At 70.4% G+C, this 21,392-nt stretch carries 16 protein-coding genes; 5 read left to right on the forward strand and 11 right to left on the reverse strand.

Translation table 11 applies throughout. From position 1 onward, the window contains the following. Positions 1-196 precede the first annotated feature (196 nt). Positions 197-616: a VOC family protein gene (locus FGF04_RS14435; RefSeq protein ID WP_235882332.1), complete on the reverse strand. Its 420-nt coding sequence runs from the start codon at positions 614-616 to the stop codon at positions 197-199. Further along, complete coding sequence (locus FGF04_RS14440) at positions 609-1,121, reverse strand: DinB family protein (RefSeq protein WP_149511703.1); 513 nt, start codon at positions 1,119-1,121, stop codon at positions 609-611. The genes FGF04_RS14435 and FGF04_RS14440 overlap by 8 nt, the downstream gene beginning before the upstream one ends. 100 nt (positions 1,122-1,221) lie before the next feature. On the opposite strand from FGF04_RS14440, the gene FGF04_RS14445 reads away from it, so the two are divergent. Further along, complete coding sequence (locus FGF04_RS14445) at positions 1,222-1,629, forward strand: nuclear transport factor 2 family protein (RefSeq protein WP_149511704.1); 408 nt, start codon at positions 1,222-1,224, stop codon at positions 1,627-1,629. Positions 1,630-1,656: 27 nt separating this feature from the next. Here the strand turns inward: FGF04_RS14445 and FGF04_RS14450 are convergent, their stop codons facing one another. The 7 genes from FGF04_RS14450 to FGF04_RS14480 form a co-directional block, all read right to left on the reverse strand. Next, on the reverse strand, positions 1,657-2,787 hold the full coding sequence (locus tag FGF04_RS14450; protein ID WP_149511705.1) for an ABC transporter ATP-binding protein: 1,131 nt from the start codon (positions 2,785-2,787) through the stop codon (positions 1,657-1,659). A gap of 12 nt (positions 2,788-2,799) precedes the next feature. Beyond that, complete coding sequence (locus FGF04_RS14455; RefSeq protein ID WP_149511706.1) at positions 2,800-3,861, reverse strand: ABC transporter ATP-binding protein; 1,062 nt, start codon at positions 3,859-3,861, stop codon at positions 2,800-2,802. Between the two features lie 10 nt (positions 3,862-3,871). Beyond that, entirely contained in the window at positions 3,872-4,849 is a 978-nt protein-coding gene (locus FGF04_RS14460) for an ABC transporter permease (RefSeq protein WP_149511707.1), read from the reverse strand. Positions 4,850-4,968: 119 nt separating this feature from the next. Continuing rightward, positions 4,969-6,774, reverse strand: coding sequence for an ABC transporter substrate-binding protein (locus FGF04_RS14465; RefSeq protein ID WP_149511708.1), 1,806 nt, complete (start codon positions 6,772-6,774; stop codon positions 4,969-4,971). A gap of 102 nt (positions 6,775-6,876) precedes the next feature. Further along, a complete protein-coding gene (locus FGF04_RS14470; protein WP_149511709.1) occupies positions 6,877-7,914 on the reverse strand; it encodes an ABC transporter permease in 1,038 nt (345 codons plus the stop codon). A gap of 449 nt (positions 7,915-8,363) precedes the next feature. Next, positions 8,364-10,271, reverse strand: a complete 1,908-nt coding sequence (gene typA, locus FGF04_RS14475) for a translational GTPase TypA (RefSeq protein WP_149511710.1) — start codon at positions 10,269-10,271, stop codon at positions 8,364-8,366. 219 nt (positions 10,272-10,490) lie between these two features. Next, a complete protein-coding gene (locus FGF04_RS14480) occupies positions 10,491-12,794 on the reverse strand; it encodes an ABC transporter family substrate-binding protein (protein ID WP_149511711.1) in 2,304 nt (767 codons plus the stop codon). 658 nt (positions 12,795-13,452) lie between these two features. Between FGF04_RS14480 and FGF04_RS14490 the strand changes: the two genes are divergently transcribed. Genes FGF04_RS14490 through FGF04_RS14505 form a run of 4 tightly spaced genes read left to right on the forward strand, consistent with a single transcriptional unit; the run spans position 13,453 to position 17,338 of the window. Continuing rightward, positions 13,453-13,743: a hypothetical protein gene (locus FGF04_RS14490; RefSeq protein ID WP_149511713.1), complete on the forward strand. Its 291-nt coding sequence runs from the start codon at positions 13,453-13,455 to the stop codon at positions 13,741-13,743. A gap of 19 nt (positions 13,744-13,762) precedes the next feature. Continuing rightward, positions 13,763-14,602, forward strand: coding sequence for a hypothetical protein (locus FGF04_RS14495; RefSeq protein ID WP_149511714.1), 840 nt, complete (start codon positions 13,763-13,765; stop codon positions 14,600-14,602). Between the two features lie 19 nt (positions 14,603-14,621). Continuing rightward, on the forward strand, positions 14,622-16,565 hold the full coding sequence (locus FGF04_RS14500; RefSeq protein WP_149511715.1) for a fumarate reductase/succinate dehydrogenase flavoprotein subunit: 1,944 nt from the start codon (positions 14,622-14,624) through the stop codon (positions 16,563-16,565). After that, on the forward strand, positions 16,562-17,338 hold the full coding sequence (locus tag FGF04_RS14505; RefSeq protein ID WP_149511716.1) for a succinate dehydrogenase/fumarate reductase iron-sulfur subunit: 777 nt from the start codon (positions 16,562-16,564) through the stop codon (positions 17,336-17,338). Before FGF04_RS14500 ends, FGF04_RS14505 begins: the two co-directional genes overlap by 4 nt. Positions 17,339-17,399: 61 nt before the next feature. On the opposite strand, the gene FGF04_RS14510 is transcribed toward FGF04_RS14505, so the two are convergent. Together FGF04_RS14510 and FGF04_RS14515 are read right to left on the reverse strand one after the other, a co-directional pair. Further along, complete coding sequence (locus FGF04_RS14510) at positions 17,400-20,087, reverse strand: SpoIIE family protein phosphatase (protein WP_408055635.1); 2,688 nt, start codon at positions 20,085-20,087, stop codon at positions 17,400-17,402. A 626-nt stretch (positions 20,088-20,713) separates the two neighbouring features. After that, the gene (locus FGF04_RS14515) at positions 20,714-21,115 is read right to left on the reverse strand and encodes an ATP-binding protein (protein WP_149511718.1); all 402 of its coding nucleotides are present in this window, start codon (positions 21,113-21,115) and stop codon (positions 20,714-20,716) included. Positions 21,116-21,392 lie beyond the last annotated feature (277 nt).

Raw genomic sequence — 21,392 nt, forward strand, 5'->3', positions numbered from 1 at the left:
CTGCGCATATGTACGGTCGCGCACATTCGCCCACCCGGACGGGTGGGGATGCGCGTCCGTATGCCGTAGCGCTGGCGCTCGCCTTGGGAGGACTGCGGGGGCTGTGTTGCGGTGCGTGGTCGGGTGCGCCGTCCGTCGTGGCTGGTCGCGCAGTTCCCCGCGCCCCTAGGTGCCTGGGGCGCGGGCCGCGTCAGGGTCAGTGGGGGTCGGACACCTCGTCCAGATCTCCCCGTTCCACGCAGAACTCGTTGCCCTCCGGGTCCGCCATGAGGACCCAGCCCCTGCCGTCCGGGCGGGTGCGGTCCGCGAGGACCCGCGCGCCGAGGGCGAGCGCCCGCTCGACCTCCGCCGCCCGGGTGCGCCCGACGGGCCGCAGGTCGAAGTGGAGGCGGTTCTTGGCCGTCTTGCCCTCGGGGACCCGCACGAACAGCAGCCGCGGCCCGCCGTCGGGGTCCTCGATCAGCGCCTCCGGGTCACCCGGCTTGTCGTCGTCGGCCAGCGGCCGTCCGAGCAGCCCGCTCCAGAACAGCCCGAGGTCGTACGGGTCGCCCGTGCAGTCGAAGGTGAGGCTGTGGATGACGGGGCCCGGCCGGGACTTCCCGGCGCCGCTAGACACCCGTGCGCCCGTCGAGCAGCTCGCGCACGATGTCGAGGTGCCCGTTGTGGCGGGAGGTCTCCTCGATCAGGTGCAGGACGATCCAGCGCAGGTCGACCGGCTTGCCGTCCCGGACCGGACGCCGGGCCGGGGTGTCGAGGTCGTGCTCGGCCAGCAGGCGGCGGTACCGGGCGCTCTGCTCCTCGTACTCGGCCAGGAGCTGCGGCAGCGGCACCTCGACGGCGAGCCGCATCTCCGGGTCGGGGTCGTCCTCGGTCGCGGCGGCCAGCGGGCCCGCGGGCTCCTCGCCCAGGAAGACCACCTGGAACCAGTGGTGCTCGACCCACCGCAGATGGCCGATCAGGCCGCACAGCGTCATCAGCGGGGAGTCCGGCAGCGGGGCCCTGCGCGCGTCCTGCGGGGACACGTCCTCGCACTTGGCGCGCGCGGTGTCCCGTACGTAGTCGAGGAAGGTGGCCAGTTGCGTGCGCTCGTCCCAGGCGGGAGGCATATCGGTTCGCGTCATTCCAGGCAGCTTCCCGGGCCCACCGGCCGATGTCGAACGAATATCGGCCGCGATCGCGATCGGATTGCGCGGCCCGTCGGGCTCCCGGTGGGATAGCCCCATGGACGATGCGGCGGACGACGTGGAGCAGGCGATCGCGGGTGAGTTGCGGCTGATGGATCCGCGGGTGCGGTCCTCGCGGGAGCTCGCCGGGCGGCTCCTGGACCCGGAGTTCGTGGAGGTCGGCGGGTCCGGGCGGCGGTGGACGTACGCGAGCATGCTCGACGCGCTGGCCGGCCTCACGGGCAGCTCGCAGGACGGCCCCCGTTACGAACCCTCGGACATCCGCGGTGTGCCGCTCGCGCCCGGCCTCGTCCATCTGACGTTCGAGACCCTGCTCGACGGGGTCAGGACCCGGCACAGCTCGATCTGGCGCAGGCACGGCGGGCACGCAGACGGCGGCGACGGGGGCGGGGGCTGGCGGATGTACTACCACCAGGCCACCCGCGTACCGCCCGGGACGGAGTGAGATCGGCTCCGTCCCGCGGCGGAGGGGTCAGTCCTTCGCGGGGGACATCGTCGGCGCGTCCTCCAGCGCCTTCAGTGCCGGGTCCATCACGACGTCCTCGGCGCGGGCCTCGGTCGTCGGCTCCTCCGGGAAGTGGCAGGCCGTCAGGTGGCCCGCCGGGTTGCCGGAGAGCTGCACCAGCGGGGGCTCCTCGGTCGCGCACTTGTCCTGCGCCTTCCAGCAGCGCGTGCGGAAGCGGCAGCCGGACGGCGGGTGGATCGGCGAGGGGACGTCACCGGAGAGCCGGATCCGCTCCCGGTCCTCGGTCGCGTCGTCGAGCGCGACCTCGGGGACGGCCGACAGCAGGGCGTGGGTGTACGGGTGGCGCGGACGGTTGTAGATGGAGTCGCGGTCGCCGACCTCCACCACCTTGCCGAGGTACATCACCGCGAGGCGCTGCGAGAAGTGCCGCACGATCGCGAGGTCGTGGGCGATGAAGAGGAAGGCGATGCCCATCTCCTCCTGGACCTTCTGCAGCAGGTTGACGACCTGCGCCTGGATCGACACGTCGAGGGCCGAGACCGGCTCGTCGGCGACGATCAGCTTCGGGTTCAGGGCGAGCGCCCGGGCGACCCCGATGCGCTGGCGCTGGCCGCCGGAGAACTCGTGCGGGAAGCGGTTGTAGTGCTCGGGGTTGAGGCCGACCAGCTCCAGCAGCTCGCGCACGCGCTTCTCGACGCCGCCCGCCGGCTTGATCCCGTTGACCTCCATCGGCGACTTGATGATGGTGCCGACGGTTTGCCGCGGGTTCAGCGAGGAGTACGGGTCCTGGAAGATCATCTGGATCTCGGACCGCACGGGCGCCAGCTGGCGGCGCGAGGCGTGCGTGATGTCCTGTCCCGCGTACGTGATCTTTCCGGCGGTCGGCTCCAGGAGCCGGGTGATGAGCCGGCCGGTCGTCGACTTGCCGCAGCCGGACTCGCCGACCAGGCCGACGCTCTCGCCGACGCCGACGCTCAGGTCGACGCCGTCGACGGCCTGCACGGCCCCGACCTTGCGCTTGATCGGGAAGCCGCCGTAGATCGGGAAGTGCTTCGTGAGGCCCTCGACGGAGAGCAGCGTCTCGCGCGCTCCGTCCACCGGGCCCTGCGGCTTCGGCAGGGTGAGTTTGTCGCTCATGTGTCGTTCTCCCTAGCCCAGCCGGGGCTTGATCTGCTCGATGAAAAAGGTCGATCGCTGCTCGCCGCTCAGGTGGCAGGCGGCGCTGCGGCCCTCGGGCAGCTCGGGCCGCTCGGTGGAGCAGCGGTTGCCGCCGACCTCGGACGTGAAACCGCACCGCGGGTGGAACGGGCAGCCCGACGGCGGGTTCAGCAGGCTGGGCGGGGACCCCGGGATCGGGGTGAGCGCCTGCGCCGTGTCGCCGCCGAGTCGCGGCATGGAGCTCAGCAGGCCCCAGGTGTACGGGTGCTGCGGGGCACGCAGCACCTCGCGGACGCTGCCGCGTTCCACGGCCCGGCCCGAGTACATCACCAGCAGGTCGTCTGCCATCTTGGAGATGACGCCGAGGTCGTGGGTGATGAAGACGATCGCGGAACCGAACTCCTGCTGCAGGTCCTTGAGGAGATCGAGGATCTGCGCCTGGACGGTCACGTCCAGAGCCGTGGTCGGCTCGTCCGCGATCAGCAGGTCCGGGTTGCAGATCAGGGCCATCGCGATCATCGCGCGCTGGCGCATACCGCCCGAGAACTGGTGCGGGTAGTCGTCGAAGCGCATCGCGGGCTGCGGGATGCCGACCTTGTCGAGCATCTCGATGGCGCGCGCCTTGGCCTCCCTCTTGGAGGCGCCGGTGTGCTTCATGAAGGGTTCCGCGATCTGCCGGCCCACCGTGTAGTACGGCGAGAGCGCGGTCAGCGGGTCCTGGAAGATCATCGCGACCTTGTTGCCGCGGAGCTTCTCCATCTCCTTCTCGGTCGCGCTGACCAGTTCCTTGCCGTCCAGGACGATCTCGCCCTCGACGGTGGCGGTCTTGGGGTTGTGCAGGCCGAGGACGGTCAGGTTGGTGACGGACTTGCCGGAGCCCGACTCACCCACGATGCCCAGCGTCTTGCCCCGCTCGACGTCGAAGGAGAGTCCGTCGACGGCCTTCACGATGCCGTCCTCGGTGGAGAACCGCACCCGCAGGTCGCGGACCGAGAGGAAGGCCTCCGACCCGCTCGGGGCCCTTTCGCCTTCGGTCTTGGTCAGTGTGGTCACGGTATTTCTCCTAGGCGAGGCGCACGCGCGGGTCGATGTAGGCGTAGGCGAGGTCCACGACGATGTTCAGGATCAGGATGAAGAAGGCCCCGAACAGCATGACGCCCATCGTCAGGGGAAGGTCCTTGGTCAGCGAGCCCTCGACCGCGAGCCGGCCGATACCGGCGAGGTCGAAGGTGAACTCGGTGACCACCGCGCCCGACAGGAGCGCGCTGAGGTCCATACCGATGATGGTGACGATCGGGATGAGCGAACCGCGCCAGGCGTAGCGGAAGAAGACGTACCGCTGCCGCATGCCCTTGGCACGGGCGGTGCGGACGTGCTCCTCCTGCAGCTGCTCGATCATCGTCGAGCGTGCCATACGCGTGTACTGGGCGGTGAAGATCGTCGCCATCACGGCCCAGGGGATCAGCATGCCCACGAACCACGAGCCGGGGTTGTCCGTGAACGGCACGTACTTGGGGTTCTCGAACCAGCCCGTTTGGTAGACGAGCAGACCCAGGACGATAGGGCCCAGGAAGTAGATCTGGAACGAGCTGAGGACCATCGAGGCGCCGCTGACGATCTTGTCGACGGCGGTACCGCGCTTCCAGGCGGCCAGCAGACCCGTACCGAGACCGAACAGCAGGAAGATCACCAGACCGCCGACGGTCAGCGAGAGCGTCAGCGGGAAGCGGTCCATGATGGAGTCCCACACGAAGTCGCCGCTGTCGAAGGAGACACCCAGGCACGGGGCGGCACAGTGTCCCTGCGGGAAGTCCCGGCCGGAGACGATGCCCATCATGAATTCCCAGAACTGGGTGGTGATGGGCTTGTCCAGGCCGAGGTTCTCGCGGATGACCGCGATGTTCTCGGGGGAGCAGTTCTTGCCGCAGGCCAGCTGGGCGAAGTCCTGGGGGATCGAATAGAACAGGAAGAACGTGAAAGCGCCGATCAGAAACATGATCACGACGGCGCCGCTCAGCCTGCGGATGAGGAACTGAAGCATGGCGGGTGGGTGCTCTCTTCGGAACGCGGCGGCAGGAGGGGGTTACCGTCCGCGGGGGTGCGCTCCGCCTGGCGCACACCCCCGCGGATCAGCCGAGCTGACGGGTTACGGCTGCTTGGTTACGGCTGCTTCAGGAACAGGTCGTTGATGTCGATGTAGCTCGACTCCGTGCTGAACCGGGCGCCACCGATGTTCGAACCGTAGAGCTGCAGCTGCTTGGAGTAGTAGACCGGTGCGCTGGGGTTGACCCCCTCCACGATGCGGTGGTGGGCCTCTTCCCAGGTCTTGGCGGCCTCCTCGGGCTCCTGCGTGACGGCCTTCTTGATGAGCTCGTTGACCTTCGCGTCGTCGATGTGCGAGTAGTTCGGCGCACCGTCGGCGACCAGGTCACCGTCGTAGACGGGGGTGATGACCGTGGACGGCGACGGCCAGTCCTGGCCCCAGCCGGTCATGTACAGGTCGTACGGGTTCTTGAGCTTGCCGACCTGCTCGTAGAAGGTCGCGCGGTCGATCTCCTTGGCCTGGACGTCGAAGCCGAGCTTGTTCAGCGCGTCCTTGATGATGACCATCTGGGCCTGGCCGCGCGGGGTGTTGGAGTAGGCGTAGCTGAGCTTCGTGCCCTTCTTGAAGCCGGCCTCCTCCAGCAGCTGCTTGGCCTTCGCCGGGTCGCCGTTGGGCTTCTTCAGCTTGCCGAACGGGTCGTACTTCGGGTCGAAGCCGGGCAGGGTCGGGGCCAGCAGACCGCCCGCCACCTCGCCGCCGTACCGGCCGCCGTCCGCCTGCACCATGGACTGGTTCGGGATCGCGTAGGTGATCGCGTCCCGGATCTTCTTGTCCTTCATCGTGGCGCTGTCGAGGTTGAAGCTCAGCGCCCAGACGTAGACCTGGTAACCCTGGATGGTGCGCTTCTTGGCACTGGCGTCACCGATGACCGTCGACAGCTGGGCCGGGTCCACCGAGTCGGTGAACTGGATGGCGTTCTTGGCCTCGCCCTGGTCGGCGAGCAGACGCTTGGTCTGGCTGGCCTGGTCGATGGTGTTGGTGAAGTTGTAGCCGTCGACGTACTGGTGGCGCACCGAGTCCGTCTTCTCGTCCCACTGGTCGTTCTTGACGAGCTTCAGGGACTTGCCGGCCTTGTACTCGGCGATCTTGTACGGGCCGAGGGAGGCCGGGGCCTTGTCGTACTTCTCCTTGGTGTCCTGCTTCTCGGGCACGACGGCGTAGCCGGCCATGGCCAGAGCCTGCGGGAGATCAGGCTGGGGGGCCTTGAAGTGGAAGACGACGGTTTTCTCGTCCGGGGTCTCCAGGACCGAGTCCGGGAGGTGCTTGCCCTTGTACGGGCCGTCGGGCAGCGCCTTGCGGTAGTCGGAGCCCGAGAGCCAGGTCTGGACGTAGGTCGGACCGTCGAAGATGACCTTCGAGTACTGGCGCTCGATGGTGTGGCGGACGTCGGCGGACGTGATGACGTTGCCGTCCTCGTCCTTGATGCCGTCCTTGAGGGTGTACGTCCAGGTCTTGCCGCCGTCGGACGACTTGCCGGAGTCGGTGGCGATGTCACCGACGACGGTCAGGTTGCCCTTGTCGTCCTCCTGGAAGTTCGTCAGACCGCGGTGGATCAGGTTGGCGAACTGGCCGGCGTCGCTGACGTAGATCTGACCCGGGTCCATGTGGGACAGGTCGGACTGCTGGTACACGTTGATGGTGCCGCCGGTCTTCGCCCCCGGCACCGCCTCCGCCGGACCGTTGGACGCCTGGACGTCACCGTAGGAGACCGGCTTCGACTGCGCCTTGGCGTCCTCCTTGGTCTTGGAGTCGTCCTTGCCGTTGCCGTTGCCGCTGTCATTGGAGCAACCGGTCAGCGCGAGCGACCCCGCCGCGATGGCAACGGCTATGGCGCGCACGGTGCGCGTTCTGATGGGCTTCATGATGCGTATGCACCTACCTGTCGATAGTTGTCCACGAGTGCTGCCGGACGATCCGGCCTGAACCGGAACGGGGGTGGCAGCTCCCCCACCACCAATGGACGTTTAGCGTCCGGTCTTGGGGTCGAATGCGTCCCGGACGGAGTCGCCGAGAAGGTTGAAGGCGAGCACGAAGATCACCAGCGCGATGCCCGGGAAGAACATGAACGCGGGGTCCTGCTCGTAGATCCCGGCGCCGATGGCGAACATCCGGCCCCAGTCCGGCGTCGGCTCGGTGAAGCCCACACCGACGTAGCTGAGGAATGCGATCGAGAGGATCGAGCTGGGCAGCATGTAGGTGCCCTGCACCAGGATGGGCGTGACGATGTTCGGCAGGATCTCCTTGCGCACGATACGCGCCGGAGAGGCGCCCGAGACCTTCGCCGCCTCCACGAACTCCCTTTCCCGCAGGGAGAGTACGGAGCTGCGCACCAGACGGGCCATGCCCATCCAGCCGAGGAACCACATCACCAGGATGATCGCCACCGCCCGCAGGTAGGTGGGGGTCTCGTCCTTCGGGGAGACGAACATCGCGGTGACCACCGGCATGAAGGCGATGAAGAACAGCTGCTGCGGGAAGGCCAGGAAGAAGTCGGTGACCCGGCCCAGCCAGTAGTCGACCTTGCCGCCGAAATAGCCGCTGATCATGCCCAGGACGACACCCGTCAGAACGCTGAACAGCGTGACGAGGACGGCCATGTACAGCGAGGTGCGCATGCCGTACAGCAGCATGGTGAACACGTCGCGTCCCAGCTTGGGTTCGACGCCGAACCAGAAGTCACCGGACATTCCCCCGAGGGAACCGGTGGGCATGGCGAAGTCGTCAAGCAGGAAGGGGTACTCGGGCTCCTGCGCGTACAGCGTGTAGGGGTTCTTGCCGTACAGGCTGGAGATGACCGGGGCGAGGGCGGCGACCGCGAAGAAGAAAATCACTACGGCCGCGGAGATCATTCCGGTACGGTCGCGCTTGAAGCGGTGCCACATCAACTGCCCGGGGGAGCGACCTTCGAGCTTCTCTACCTCGGCGGGCTCGGCCTTCGACGCGAGCTCGGGCTCCAAGGCCGCCGACGGCCCGGAGCCCTCGGCCTTGGTTGGACTGGTCATCTTTGTTCTTCCCCCGGGGGATGGAGAGTTGAGCGCAGCACAGATACCGGCAGGTTCTGTGGTTTCAGGGAACTTTCAGCGAGTGGGTCAACGCGCGTCAAGGGCGGAAGGCATAGGGATCTCCCTACCGCCGAAATTTTGGGCAAAAATTGCAGAGAATGACACCTACGCGCGCTTGACAGGTGAGACGTATCTCCGTCAAAACGGGCATTTGTGTAGGTAATTTCGTTTACGTGTCCGAAACTTGATTGGGCATTGCCCGATATGCGAACGCCGCCGCTCCGTTGCCGCCGTTGCCCGAACTGAGCCGTTTTCGCCCCGCGCGCACACGGCGAAGGCCCGGCCCCCCGACGTACGGGGACCGGGCACTTGGTTCGGTCGGCGGAGAACCCCCTCAGGAGGCCCTCAGAGGCCCCGGGAGCGGACTCCCGGGGTCCGGGAGGTCCCGGTCAGCCGTGCTTGGCGCGGCTCGCCGCGCGGCCCCGCTCACGGGCGTCCAGGTTCACCTTGCGGATGCGCACGGCCTCCGGGGTGACCTCGACGCACTCGTCGTCGCGGCAGAACTCCAGCGACTGCTCCAGGGAGAGCTTGCGCGGCGGGACGATCGCCTCGAACGAGTCGGCCGCGGCCGACCGCATGTTCGTGAGCTTCTTCTCCTTGGTGATGTTCACGTCCATGTCGTCGGCGCGCGAGTTCTCACCGACGATCATGCCCTCGTACACCTCGGTGCCGGGCTCGACGAACAGCACGCCGCGCTCCTGCAGGTTCGTCATCGCGAAGGCGGTGACGGCGCCCGCGCGGTCGGCGACCAGCGAGCCGTTGTTGCGGGTCGTCAGCGTGCCGAACCACGGCTCGTGGCCCTCGTGGATCGAGTGCGCGATGCCGGTGCCGCGCGTACCGGTGAGGAACTCGGTACGGAAGCCGATCAGGCCGCGGGACGGGACGACGAACTCCAGGCGCACCCAGCCCGAGCCGTGGTTGGACATGTTGTCCATCCGGCCCTTGCGGACGCCCATGAGCTGCGTGACCGCGCCCATGTGCTCCTCGGGGACGTCGATCGTCATGCGCTCGACCGGCTCGTGCACCTTGCCGTCGATCATCTGCGTGACGACCTGCGGCTTGCCGATGGTCAGCTCGAAGCCCTCGCGGCGCATCTGCTCGACCAGGATGGCCAGCGCCAGCTCACCGCGGCCCTGCACCTCCCAGGCGTCGGGGCGCTCGGTGTCCAGGACGCGCAGCGAGACGTTACCGACCAGCTCGCGGTCCAGGCGGTCCTTGACCTGGCGGGCGGTGACCTTGCGGTCCTTGACCGCGGCCTTGTTCTCGGCGCCCTTGCCGGTGCCGCCGCGGCCGACCAGCGGCGAGGTGTTGGTGCCGATGGTCATCGAGATGGCCGGCTCGTCGACCGTGATGAGCGGCAGCGCGACCGGGTTCTCGGGGTCGGCGAGGGTCTCGCCGATCATGATGTCCGGGATGCCGGCGACGGCGCAGATGTCACCGGGGCCGGCCTTCTCGGCGGGCTTGCGGGTGAGCGCCTCGGTCATCAGCAGCTCGGTGATGCGCACGTTCGACATGGTGCCGTCGCGCTTGATCCACGTGACCGTCTGGCCCTTGCGCAGCTCGCCCTGCTCGACGCGCAGCAGCGCGATGCGGCCGAGGAAGTTGTCCGCGTCCAGGTTGGTGACGTGCGCCTGGAGCGGGGCCTCCTCGTCGTAGGACGGGGCCGGGACGTGCGAGAGGATCGTGGAGAAGAACGGCTCCAGGCTGTCGCTGTCGGCCGGGACGGTGCCGTCCTCCGGCTTGGTGAGCGAAGCCACACCGTCGCGCGCACACGCGTAGACGATGGGGAACTCGATCTGGTCCTCGTCCGCGTCCAGGTCGAGGAAGAGGTCGTAGGCCTCGTTCACGACTTCGTCGATACGCGAGTCGGGGCGGTCCGTCTTGTTGATGCACAGGATGACGGGCAGGCGGGCCTGCAGCGCCTTGCGCAGCACGAAGCGGGTCTGCGGCAGCGGGCCCTCGGAGGCGTCGACGAGGAGGACGACCGCGTCCACCATCGACAGGCCGCGCTCGACCTCACCACCGAAGTCGGCGTGGCCGGGGGTGTCGATGATGTTGATCGTGATGACGTCGCCGCCATCCTTCGGGTGGTACTTGACCGCCGTGTTCTTGGCCAGGATCGTGATGCCCTTCTCACGTTCCAGGTCGTTCGAGTCCATCATGCGGTCGTCGAGCGACTCGGCGGCGTGCGCGGCGAAGGCACCGGCCTGCTTGAGCATGGCGTCGACCAGGGTGGTCTTGCCGTGGTCGACGTGGGCGACGATGGCGACGTTGCGGATGTCGTGGCGCGTGGCCATATTGAGGCGCTTCTCCCGGAGTGAGGTGACGGCCATCCGCTGCTGCGCGGGGCCCTGCCGGGCTGAAACGTGCCACGGCCTTACCCCATGGTACGGGGCCGCTGCCGCTGGGGCTGCGCGGGTTGGACCGGTCGGCTCTCACGGTGCGGGCCGGTGGGGGCTTGTCGCGCAGTTCCCCGCGCCCCTGTCGGGGCGCGGCCCTGCTTTTCACCTGCAGTTCTACGACTTCTTCAGGAAGCCCATGTCCTCGTAGAACGGGGTCTGGAAGCCGAAGGCTCCCGCGTTCGCGAGGTTTGTGCGGGCCGCCGTCAGCTGGGGGCGCTGGTAGAGGGGGATCGAGCCCGCGGCGGCCCAGATGCGGGCGTCGGCCTTGCGGACCAGCGCGCGGGACTCCTCCGGGTCCAGTTCGGCGACGGCCTGGTCGAAGAGCTGGTCCACCTGGTCGGTGCCGACCCGGGTGAAGTTCTGCTCGACGTTCAGGGAGCCGTCCGCCGCCGGGACCGGCTTGGCGTAGATGGGGCGGGCGTCGGTCGCGGGGAACGCGGACGCGGGCCACGAGTACAGCGCCAGGTCGTACTCGCCCGAGGCGATGTGGTCCTTGAAGTAGCTGTCGTCCGCGACCTTGGAGATCTGGGTGCGGATGCCGACCTCGTCCAGCATCCGGGCGATCCGCTCCCCCACCGCCCGCAGCGGCTGCGAACCGGGGCCCGAGGGGAGCACGAAGCGCAGCGACAGCGGTTTGCCGTTCCGGGCGAGCGGTCCCGCCGCGGCGCGTCCCGGGGCGGCCGTGCCCTTCGGGGCGTACGCCCCGGGGGCGCCGGGACCGAGCCGCTTCGCGCCGTCCTGGGCGAGGTTCTTCTCCGCCTTCTCGGACTTCTCGGTCTTCTCGGCCTTCTCCGCCGGCTTCCCGCCGTCCCCGTCCTTCCCGGCCACGCGGCGCCCGTCCAGCTCCGCCGCCTGGACGAGGAGCGCGGTCCGCTGCACCTCGGCCAGGGGCGCGGGCGCGAGCACGGCGCCGCCGTCGCCGGGTCCGGCGCCACGCCGGCCGCCCGGCTTGTCGTCCGTCCCGCCCACGATGTACGCGCCGTCGTCGCCTGTGCCGTCCGCGCCCTCGGAGCGCTCGGCACCGGCCGCCTTCTTGGACTTCTTCTCCTTCTTGACCGGCCCGCCCGCCACCCAGCCGGCGTCGGAGAGCAGGGCCTGCGCCTCCTCGGTGTCCTGCCCGCCCAGCGCCCCGCTGCCGTCGGCGTACGCGTGCTGCCCGGCGAGCGCGAGGTGGCTGCCGACCGGCTCGGCGGGCAGGCCCAGGGGCTTCAGCACGACCTCGGCGAGTTCCTCGCGGTCCAGGGCGCGGGCCACGGCCCGGCGGACCCGTTCGTCGGCGAGCGGGCCCTCGGAGCCGTTCAGCGCGAGCTGGGTGAAGGACGGCTCCAGGGACCTGCGAACCGTGAACCCGCGCAGGGAGGACTGCTGACCGGCGTACTTGAGGGCCGCCCTGGCGCGCTTCTTGCGGGCCGTGATCTCCTCCTCGGCCGCCTCCTCGTCGGAACCGTGCGCGATCGCCCAGGAGCGCAGCGCCCGGCCCGGGGTGAGGGCGGCGCCGGGGCCGTGGGTGAGCGGGGCGCCCTGTGCCGCCTTCCCCTCCCGGCCGGCGGAGGTGATGCGCCGTGCCTGGGACGCGTCGATCTCCGCCAGGTCGAGCCGGCCCGCGGCCAGCGCGGCGGCGCGCCCGTCCCGCGGCACCGCGCGCAGGACCAGCTCGGAGAGCTTGGCGGGGCGGCCCCACCAGCGGGGGTTGCGCTTCAGGGTGACGTCACCGGACGCGCGGTCGACCTCGTCGACGGTGAAGGGGCCCGCGGTGACCTTCAGCCCGCGGCGGGCGCTGTCGTTGAAGGTGTCCGGGGTCCCCGTGACGTCCTTCGGGTACAGCGGCGTGAACAGCGACTGCCAGTCCGCGTACGGCTTCTTGAAGGTGACCCGGACCTCCAGGTCGTTCGCGCCGCGTTCGATCTTCTCGATGCGGTCGTAGCCGGCGTTGCGGGCCGTCCAGTAGGCGGTGTCCTTGCCGGACAGGGCGCGCCACTGGGCGGCGAAGTCCGCGGCGCCGATCTCGCGGCCGTCGCTCCAGACGGCTTGCTGGTCGAGCTTGTAGAGCACGACCTGCCGGGGCTCGCGCTCGACGACCTCCGCCGACTCCAGGTAGTCGGGGTTGCGCTGCGGCCGGCCGTTCACGTCGAGCCGGTACAACGCGGGCAGTACGGCGCCTGCCACCCGGGAGGTGGTGGCGTCCGCGTCCGCCTGGAAGGTGTTGAGGGTCTCGGGGACGGCGTCCACGGCCCAGTGCAGGGTGCCGCCGTCGGCGACCCGGTCGCGCTCGGCGGCCGCGATGTCCTGGCCGGCGGAGGGCCGGCCCGCCTCGTCCTGCTCGCTGCACCCAGCGAGGGCGGGCAGCACGAGGACACCCGCCGTGAGGAACGCGACCGGGCGCGCCACCGCGCGGGGTCCGACGCCGTCGTGGGACATGACTGGTACCTCCGGGGGGCCGCTCCGCGGGTGAAAACGGGTGGTCTGATCACGTCTGGCGGTATTTGGTGTTGATCAGATCTATGCGGCCACTGAAGGGGAAAGGATTCGCCACCGGCGGGAGACACGGCGACGGGCGGGGGGAACCCCACCCGTGCGGCCCAACGGCACCGGCTTGCGGCTCCTTGTCGGGTGCGGGCCGGTGGGGGCTTGTCGCGCAGTTCCCCGCGCCCCCAAAGACAAAAGCCGGGGCGCAGCCCCGCTGCCGAGGGGCGCGGGGAACTGCGCGCTCAGCCCCCACGCACCCGCACCCGACAAGGAGCCGCAAGCCGGTGCCGTTGGGCCGCACGGGTGGGGTTCCCCCCGCCCGTCGCCGTGTCTCCCGCCGGTGGCGAATCCTTTCCCCTTCAGTGGCCGCATAGATCGATCTATGGGCCACTGAAGGGGAGAGTCTCCGCGTGCGGGCGGCGACACGGCGACAGGGGGCGCGAACCCCACCCGTGTGGCGCAACATCCGCGCCCGGGGGCGTGCGCCGACGGCGCACGATCCGCCAATCCCGGCAGATCTCTTCCCAGGGCCTCATGTGAAGCGCGACACTCGCAGGCGCATGAACGTTGCCGCCTTGGGCCGCCGGGTCCGCGGAAGTGAGGGCAAGTCATGTCCGTGCACGACGACCTGACGTCAGTCCAGCGCTGCCTCGACGACCTCGTGCGGTCGGTGAAGCGCCTGGAACAGCAGATGGGCGGGGGCGGCCTGGAGATGCGCAGGGTGCGCACCGACGCCGATCACCTGCGCGAGAGCGTGGCGCTGCTGCGCGAGGCCGCACCCGGCATCGCCGGGCGCAAACGCCCCGACCTCGTGTCCATCCCCGACACCCCGTACGACGACAGCCTGTGGACGGACTCCGACGACGAGGGTCTCGGCGCCCGCCACCGCCACGCACCCTGATCCCCGACCGGAGCTCTCCTTGGCCACTGGTACGGAACCCCAACCGAAGAGCGGCGTGCGCGGCACGCGCGGCGGCGTACGCGGTGGTACGCGCGCCGCGATCACCGCCCCGCACCTGCGCACCGACCGCTGGTGGCTGGCGCCCGCCGCGACCGCGGCCGGGCTGCTGGCCTTCGTCGTCTACTCGACCTGGCGGGCGTTCGCGAACAGCGACTACTACGCGGCCCCCTACGTCTCGCCCTTCTACTCCCCCTGCCTGGCGGAGAACTGCGAGCCGATGCGGGGCGGGCCCAACTGGGAGCTGTTCGGCAGCTGGTGGGGCCTGTCCCCCGCCCTGCTGATCCTGATCTTCCCGCTCGGCTTCCGGCTGACCTGCTACTACTACCGCAAGGCCTACTACCGCGGCTTCTGGGCGTCGCCGCCGGCCTGCGCGGTCGCCGAACCGCACAAGAAGTACACCGGCGAGACCCGCTTCCCGCTGATCGTGCAGAACGTCCACCGCTACTTCTTCTACGCGGCGGTGCCGGTCGCCGGGATCCTCACGTACGACACGGTCCTCGCCTTCCGCGACGAGGAGTACGCGTGGGGCCACATGGGGCTCGGCACGCTCGTGTTCCTCGTGAACATCACGCTGATCTGGGCGTACACCCTCTCCTGCCACTCGTGCCGGCACATCGTCGGCGGCAAGCTCAAGCACTTCTCCAAGCACCCCGTGCGCTACCGGGCCTGGCAGTTCGTCGGCCGCCTCAACGCCCGTCACATGCAGCTCGCGTGGGCCTCGTTGATCAGCGTGGCGCTCGCCGACTTCTACGTGTACCTGCTCGCGTCCGGCGCTTTCGACGATCCGACCCTCTTCTGACAGACAAAAGGTGCTTCTGATGCCCGTGGTGGACCGGCAGGAGTGGGACGTCGTCGTGGTCGGTGCCGGAGGAGCCGGCCTGCGTGCAGCGATCGAGGCGCGCGAGCGCGGGGCGCGTACGGCCGTGATCTGCAAGTCGCTGTTCGGCAAGGCGCACACCGTGATGGCCGAGGGCGGCATCGCGGCCGCCATGGGCAACGTCAACTCCGGCGACAACTGGCAGGTCCACTTCCGCGACACCCTGCGCGGCGGCAAGTTCCTCAACCAGTGGCGGATGGCCGAGCTGCACGCGCAGGAGGCCCCCGACCGGGTGTGGGAGCTGGAGACCTGGGGCGCCCTCTTCGACCGCACGGCGGACGGGCGCATCTCCCAGCGCAACTTCGGCGGGCACGAGTACCCGCGGCTCGCGCACGTCGGCGACCGCACGGGCCTGGAGCTGATCCGCACGCTCCAGCAGAAGATCGTGTCGCTGCAGCAGGAGGACTTCAAGGAGACCGGTGACTACGAGTCGCGGCTGAAGGTCTACCAGGAGTGCACGGTCACCCGGATCCTCAAGGAGGGCGGCCGGGTCGCCGGGACGTTCTGCTACGAGCGGGAGTCCGGGCGGTTCTTCGTCCTGGAGGCGCCCTCGGTCGTGGTCGCCACCGGCGGCATCGGCAAGTCCTTCAAGGTGACGTCGAACTCGTGGGAGTACACCGGCGACGGGCACGCGCTGGCGCTGCTCGCGGGCGCGCCGCTGCTGAACATGGAGTTCGTGCAGTTCCACCCGACGGGCATGGTCTGGCCGCCGTCCGTGAAGGGGATCCTCGTCACCGAGTCGGTGCGCGGCGACGGCGGGGTGCTCAGGAACTCCGAGGGCGAGCGGTTCATGTTCGAGTACATCCCGGACGTGTTCAAGGAGAAGTACGCGCAGTCCGAGGAGGAGGGCGACCGCTGGTACGAGGACCCGGACCACAACCGGCGCCCGCCCGAACTGCTGCCCAGGGACGAGGTGGCGCGGGCCATCAACGCCGAGGTCAAGGCGGGCCGCGGCTCGCCCCACGGCGGGGTCTTCCTCGACGTCTCCACCCGGATGCCCGCCGAGGTGATCCGGCGCCGGCTGCCCTCCATGTACCACCAGTTCAAGGAGCTCGCGGACGTCGACATCACCGCCGAGGCCATGGAGGTCGGGCCGACCTGCCACTACGTGATGGGCGGCATCGCGGTCGAGTCGGACACCGCGGCGGCCCGCGGGGTGCCGGGCCTGTTCGCGGCCGGTGAGGTCGCGGGCGGCATGCACGGCTCCAACCGGCTCGGCGGGAACTCGCTCTCCGACCTGCTGGTGTTCGGCCGCCGGGCCGGACTGCACGCGGCGCAGTACGCCACCGGGCTCACCGGGGACCGTCCCGCCGTGGACGACGTCCAGGTCGACGCGGCGGCCGCGGAGGCGCTGCGGCCCTTCTCCGCCGAGGGGCCCGCGCCGGGCGTCCAGGACGGCCGGCCGCCGGAGAACCCGTACACCCTCCACCAGGAGCTCCAGCAGGCGATGAACGACCTCGTCGGCATCATCCGCCGCGAGGCCGAGATGGAGACGGCCCTGGAGAAGCTCGCGGACCTGCGGCTGCGGGCCCGGCGGGCCGGGGTCGAGGGGCACCGGCAGTTCAACCCGGGCTGGCACCTCGCGCTCGACCTGCGGAACATGCTGCTCGTCAGCGAGTGCGTGGCACGGGCCGCGCTGGAGCGCACCGAGTCGCGCGGCGGCCACACCCGGGAGGACCACCCGGCGATGGACCGGGCCTGGCGGCGCGTCAACCTGCTGTGCCGGCTGACCGATCCCACCGGCGGCCTGGCGGCGACGGACCCCGTGCGCGGCCAGATCGACCTCGTCCGGGAGACCACCGAACCCATCCGCCCGGACCTGCTCGCCCTCTTCGAGAAGGAGGAGCTGGTCAAGTACCTCGCCGAAGAGGAGCTCTACGAGTGAGCAGTTACGAGGCCCGCTTCAAGGTGTGGCGCGGGGACGTCGGGGGCGGCGGCCTGGAGGACTTCGGGGTCGAGGTGAACGACGGCGAGGTGGTCCTCGACATCATCCACCGCATCCAGGCGACCCAGGCCCCCGACCTCGCCGTGCGCTGGAACTGCAAGGCGGGCAAGTGCGGTTCGTGCTCGGCGGAGGTGAACGGCCGGCCGCGGCTGCTGTGCATGACCCGCATGTCGGTGTTCACGCGGGAGGAGACGATCACCGTCACCCCGCTGCGGGCCTTCCCGGTGGTGCGCGACCTCGTCACCGACGTCGGCTTCAACTACACGAAGGCCCGCGAGGTGCCCGCCTTCGTACCGCCGGAGGGCCTCGGCCCCGGCGAGTACCGGATGATGCAGGAGGACGTGGACCGCTCGCAGGAGTTCCGCAAGTGCATCGAGTGCTTCCTGTGCCAGGACACCTGCCACGTGGTGCGCGACCACGAGGAGAACAAGAGCGCCTTCGCCGGGCCGCGCTTCCTGATGCGGGTGGCCGAGCTGGACATGCACCCGCTGGACGCGGCCGGCGAGAGCGGTCTCGACCGCAAGAGGACGGCCCAGGACGAGCACGGGCTCGGCTACTGCAACATCACCAAGTGCTGCACGGAGGTCTGCCCCGAGGGCATCAAGATCACCGACAACGCGCTGATCCCCCTGAAGGAGCGCGCGGTCGACCGGAAGTACGACCCGCTGGTCTGGCTGGGGTCGAAGATCAGGCGGCGCTCCCCGGGGGACTGACACGCCCCCGGGGCCCGGGCACCGGTTCCGGGCCCGGGCGCAGGTTCGGTACGGGCGGGGGTCAGAAGAGGCTCAGCAGGGCCGCCGCCGGGTCCGCGAGCCCCTTTCCCGCGCTGGGCAGGGGCAGTTCGAACCAGACCGTCTTGCCCCGGGGCGTACGGCGCGAGCCCCAGGCGGCGCTGAGGAGGCCCACCAGCTGCAGCCCGCGGCCGCCCTCGTCGGTGTCGCGGGCCCGGCGGCGGCGGGGCTGGACGAGACCGGCGTCCCAGACCTCGCAGACCAGGGTGCGGTCGAGCAGCAGCCGCAGCCGGATCTCGCCCTCGCCGTAGCGCAGGGCGTTGGTGACCAGCTCGCTGACGAGCAGCTCGGCCGTGTCGACGAGCGGCTCCAGGTCCCAGCCGACCAGCTGGTTGCGGGCGAACTCGCGGGCGCGGCCCACGCTGCGCGGCTCGCGCGGCAGCGTCCAGTCGCCCACCGACTCGGCGGGCAGTCCCTGGACACGTGCCATCAGCAGCGCGATGTCGTCCTCGCCGTGGTGGGTGTCGAGGGTGCTCAGGACGTGGTCGCAGACGTCCTCCAGCGGCTCCGAGGGGTCCGTGAGGGCGCCCACGAAGGCCTGCAGGCCCTCGTCGAGGGGGTGGTCGCGCGATTCGACCAGGCCGTCCGTGTAGAGCGCCAGGAGGGCTCCCTCGGGCAGTTCGACCTCCACCTCCTCGAAGGGCTCGCCGCCCACGCCGAGCGGCATCCCCGGCGGTACGTCGAGCATGAGCGCGCCCTCGCCCGGCTCGACCAGGACCGGCGGGAGGTGGCCGGCGTTGGCGAACGTACAGCGCCGGGTGACGGAGTCGTAGACCGCGTACACGCAGGTGGCCAGGTACACCTCGGAGAGGTCGGCGTCCCGGGACTGGCGGACGCCGCGGGTGGCCTGCTGGACGCCGCCGGGCCTGCCGAGGCCCTGGGCGATCTCGTCCAGCGCGGAGAGCACCTCGGCCGGTTCCAGGTCGAGCAGGGCCAGGGTGCGTACGGCCGTGCGCAGTTCGCCCATCGCGACGGCCGCGCGCAGACCGCGGCCCATGACGTCGCCGACGACCAGCGCCGTGCGGTGGCCCGGCAGCTCGATGACGTCGAACCAGTCGCCGCCGACCTCGGTGGCCGCGTTCCCCGGGAGGTAGCGGCAGGCGATGTCCAGGCCGGAGGCCTCCGGGTCGCCGGGCGGCAGCAGGGAGCGCTGCAGGATCAGGGCGCGTTCGTGCTCGCGGCGGTACAGGCGGGCATTGTCCATGCAGACGGCGGCCCGGGCGGCCAGCTCGACCGCCAGCGCCCGGTCGCGCTCCCCGAACGGCTCGCTGCCCTTCGTACGGGAGAACTGGACGATGCCGACGACGGTGTCGTGGGCGACCATCGGCACCGCGAGCGTGGACTGGATCAGGCCGCCCTCCTCGGGGACGACGGTCTGCGGCTTGGCGGTGCGCAGGGCGTCCGCGCAGGCCGAGTTGAAGGCGAAGTGGTGGACCGCGCCGACCCGCACGGGCTTGCGGCCGCCGGTGAAGGGGGCGTCGGAGACGGCGCTGGCGTAGGCGACCCGGCGCAGTTCCGCGCTGCCGTCGGCGAGTCCCGGCGGGGTCTCGTCGCCGGCCAGCAGGCCCTGGTAGAGGTCGACGGAGGCCAGGTCGCAGAAGCCGGGGACGGCCACGTCGAGGAGTTCGCGGGCCGTGGTCTCCAGGTCGAGCGAGTTCCCTATCCGCGCGCCCGCCTCGTTCAGGAGGGCGAGATTGCGCCGGGCCTGCGCGGCCTCGCGGGCGGCGGCGCGGCGGGCGGTGATGTCGGTGCCCAGCCACGCGATGCCGATCGGGCGGCCCGAACCGCCGTGCACGCGGTAGAGGTTGATGGACCAGTGGCGCCGCTCGGCGGAACCGGGCACGGTGCCCGTGACCAGCATCTCGGTGACGGAGTCGCCCGTCTCCATGACCCGGTGCAGGATCGCCGTGACGCGCTCGGACTCGCCCGGCGGCAGGTAGTCCTTGACCGTGCGGCCGCGGTGGTCGTCGACCGTGCCGCCGAAGATCGAGGCGAACCGCTGGTTGGCGCGGCGGATGCGCAGGTCGGGGTCGATCAGGAGGAAGCCGAAGGGAGATTGACCGAAAATGGCCTGTGACGCGGCGAGATCCGTTTCGATGCTGCGCAGCGTGCGGACGTCGACGACGATGCACACGGCGGCCCGCTCGCCCTCCTGGGTCCGCGTCGGCATGACGTAGACCTCGGCGAGCCCTTCGGCGCGGGTGCCGGTGCCCCCGGAGCCGGGCAGCCGGAAGGGGACCACGCCGGTCCACTCCCTGCCGTCGAGGACCTCGGCCATCTTCCGCTGCCCGACGTCGCGCCGGTCCTCGGCGAGGAACGCCTCGATGGGGTCCATGCCCACGGCACGGTCGGCGCTGATGCCGAACAACTGCTCGGCGCGCAGGCTCCACTGGTCGACGAGGCCGTCGGGGCCGATCGAGAACGAGGCGACCTTGATGTAGTCGTAGATCGAGCCGGGCGGACTGCTCTGCCACACGACGTCACCGGCCGCGTCACCGGATACGTCAGCGGTCCCCTCGCCCGCGGCACGCCCGGGTCCGTCACCGGCCCCCTCGCCCGGCACGCGCCCGGGTCCGTCACCGGCCGCACGACCGGACACACCGCCGGGGCCGCTACCGGCCGCACGGCCTGGCGCACCGCCAGGTCCCTCCGCGGGCGCACGACTGGACATGCCACCGGGCCCGTCGCCGGACATGACCGCGCGCCCGTCGCCGGACGACGTACGGCCGGGCAAGTCCCCGCGCCCGGCGCCGGACTCACCGCCGGACATGGCCGCGCGTTCGTCGCCGGGCGACGTACGACCGGGCACGCCTCCGCGTTCGTCGCCGGCCGCACCGGTGGGCACGTGCCCGCGTCCGGCGGCGGAGGTTCCTCCGGGCACCGCGCCGCGCGCATCGGTCGGGCGGCCGGCCCGCCTCCAGGTCGGCCCTCCGACCGGCGCGGCGCCGTCGCCTGTCGTCGCATCAGCCATCGCGCCGCCCGACGGGTCCTCGGACTCCGTGGCCTTCGCTGGTATCTCGCTCACGCGAACCGTCCCCTCCAGCTCACCGCGTCCGGCACCGGTCACCGGCAGCGGCTGCCCGCAGTATCCAGCACTACGGTGCCGCACAACACGGTGTTCACGATCACAGCACGGTCCCGATGCTTTTAGGACCGGCTGCGACAAACACTCCCAGTCTTCTAACCACGTGGCACCCCGTCGAACCACCGTCCGGCGTCTCCTTGACGCCGGGACCCGCGGCCGGCGGATCTCCCGCCGCGGATCGGCCGCCGGTCAGGCGCCGGCCGACGGGTCCGTCAGCCCGGCAGGGCCAGCTCGAACCACACCGTCTTGCCCCGCTCGCGACCCGGTCTGGTGCCCCAGCGGCACGAGGAGTTCGCCACCAGCTGGAGACCGCGGCCGGTCTCGTCGTCGGGCCGGGCGGCACGCTCCCTGGGCGGGTCGGGCAACGGGTCGGAGACCTCCACCAGCAAGGTCCCGGCCGGCCCCGAGGGACGTACGAGCCGCACCCCGATGGGGCCCGTCGCATGCCGCAGGGCGTTGGTCACCAGCTCGCTGACCAGCAGTTCGGCCACATCGCTCACGGTGTCGAGGTCCCAGGCACGCAGTTGCTGCCGGACAGCGGTGCGGGCGGTCCTGACGGCGCCCGGGTCCGCCGGAAAGGTCCACTCGGCGACATCGCCCTCGGTGTGGATCACTCAGATCACTCCCAGACTGGAAGCGGACCATGTCCGGTTTCATGGGGTTAATGGGCACATACCCGATATCCCGGGTGGAGTACCGTCCGCGTGGGCGCACGGGGGCACGAACGGCGTACTCCGCCTCGCACCAGTCACCACACACGCCCCTCGCGGCCGAGCGTCCCACGTACGGAGCCCGTACCGCACCCCGCGGACCCGGGCACGTGAAGTAGCGAAGGTCACACCTCCACAGGGCACAGCCCCGGAAGGGGAAGAAAGGGGAGGGGAGGGGAGG

This window comes from Streptomyces apricus (genome assembly GCF_008369065.1).
Taxonomy (GTDB): Bacteria; Actinomycetota; Actinomycetes; order Streptomycetales; family Streptomycetaceae; genus Streptomyces; species Streptomyces apricus.

What these genes read in the sequence shown, in the direction of transcription:
- FGF04_RS14440 (WP_149511703.1), bottom strand. Translation starts at nt 1,121, where the DNA reads ATGACGCGAACCGATATGCCTCCCGCCTGGGACGAGCGCACGCAACTG.
- FGF04_RS14445 (WP_149511704.1), top strand. Translation starts at nt 1,222, where the DNA reads ATGGACGATGCGGCGGACGACGTGGAGCAGGCGATCGCGGGTGAGTTG.
- FGF04_RS14450 (WP_149511705.1), bottom strand. Translation starts at nt 2,787, where the DNA reads ATGAGCGACAAACTCACCCTGCCGAAGCCGCAGGGCCCGGTGGACGGA.
- FGF04_RS14460 (WP_149511707.1), bottom strand. Translation starts at nt 4,849, where the DNA reads ATGCTTCAGTTCCTCATCCGCAGGCTGAGCGGCGCCGTCGTGATCATG.
- FGF04_RS14465 (WP_149511708.1), bottom strand. Translation starts at nt 6,774, where the DNA reads ATGAAGCCCATCAGAACGCGCACCGTGCGCGCCATAGCCGTTGCCATC.
- FGF04_RS14470 (WP_149511709.1), bottom strand. Translation starts at nt 7,914, where the DNA reads ATGACCAGTCCAACCAAGGCCGAGGGCTCCGGGCCGTCGGCGGCCTTG.
- typA (WP_149511710.1), bottom strand. Translation starts at nt 10,271, where the DNA reads ATGGCCACGCGCCACGACATCCGCAACGTCGCCATCGTCGCCCACGTC.
- FGF04_RS14480 (WP_149511711.1), bottom strand. Translation starts at nt 12,794, where the DNA reads ATGTCCCACGACGGCGTCGGACCCCGCGCGGTGGCGCGCCCGGTCGCG.
- FGF04_RS14490 (WP_149511713.1), top strand. Translation starts at nt 13,453, where the DNA reads ATGTCCGTGCACGACGACCTGACGTCAGTCCAGCGCTGCCTCGACGAC.
- FGF04_RS14500 (WP_149511715.1), top strand. Translation starts at nt 14,622, where the DNA reads ATGCCCGTGGTGGACCGGCAGGAGTGGGACGTCGTCGTGGTCGGTGCC.
- FGF04_RS14510 (WP_408055635.1), bottom strand. Translation starts at nt 20,087, where the DNA reads ATGTCCAGTCGTGCGCCCGCGGAGGGACCTGGCGGTGCGCCAGGCCGT.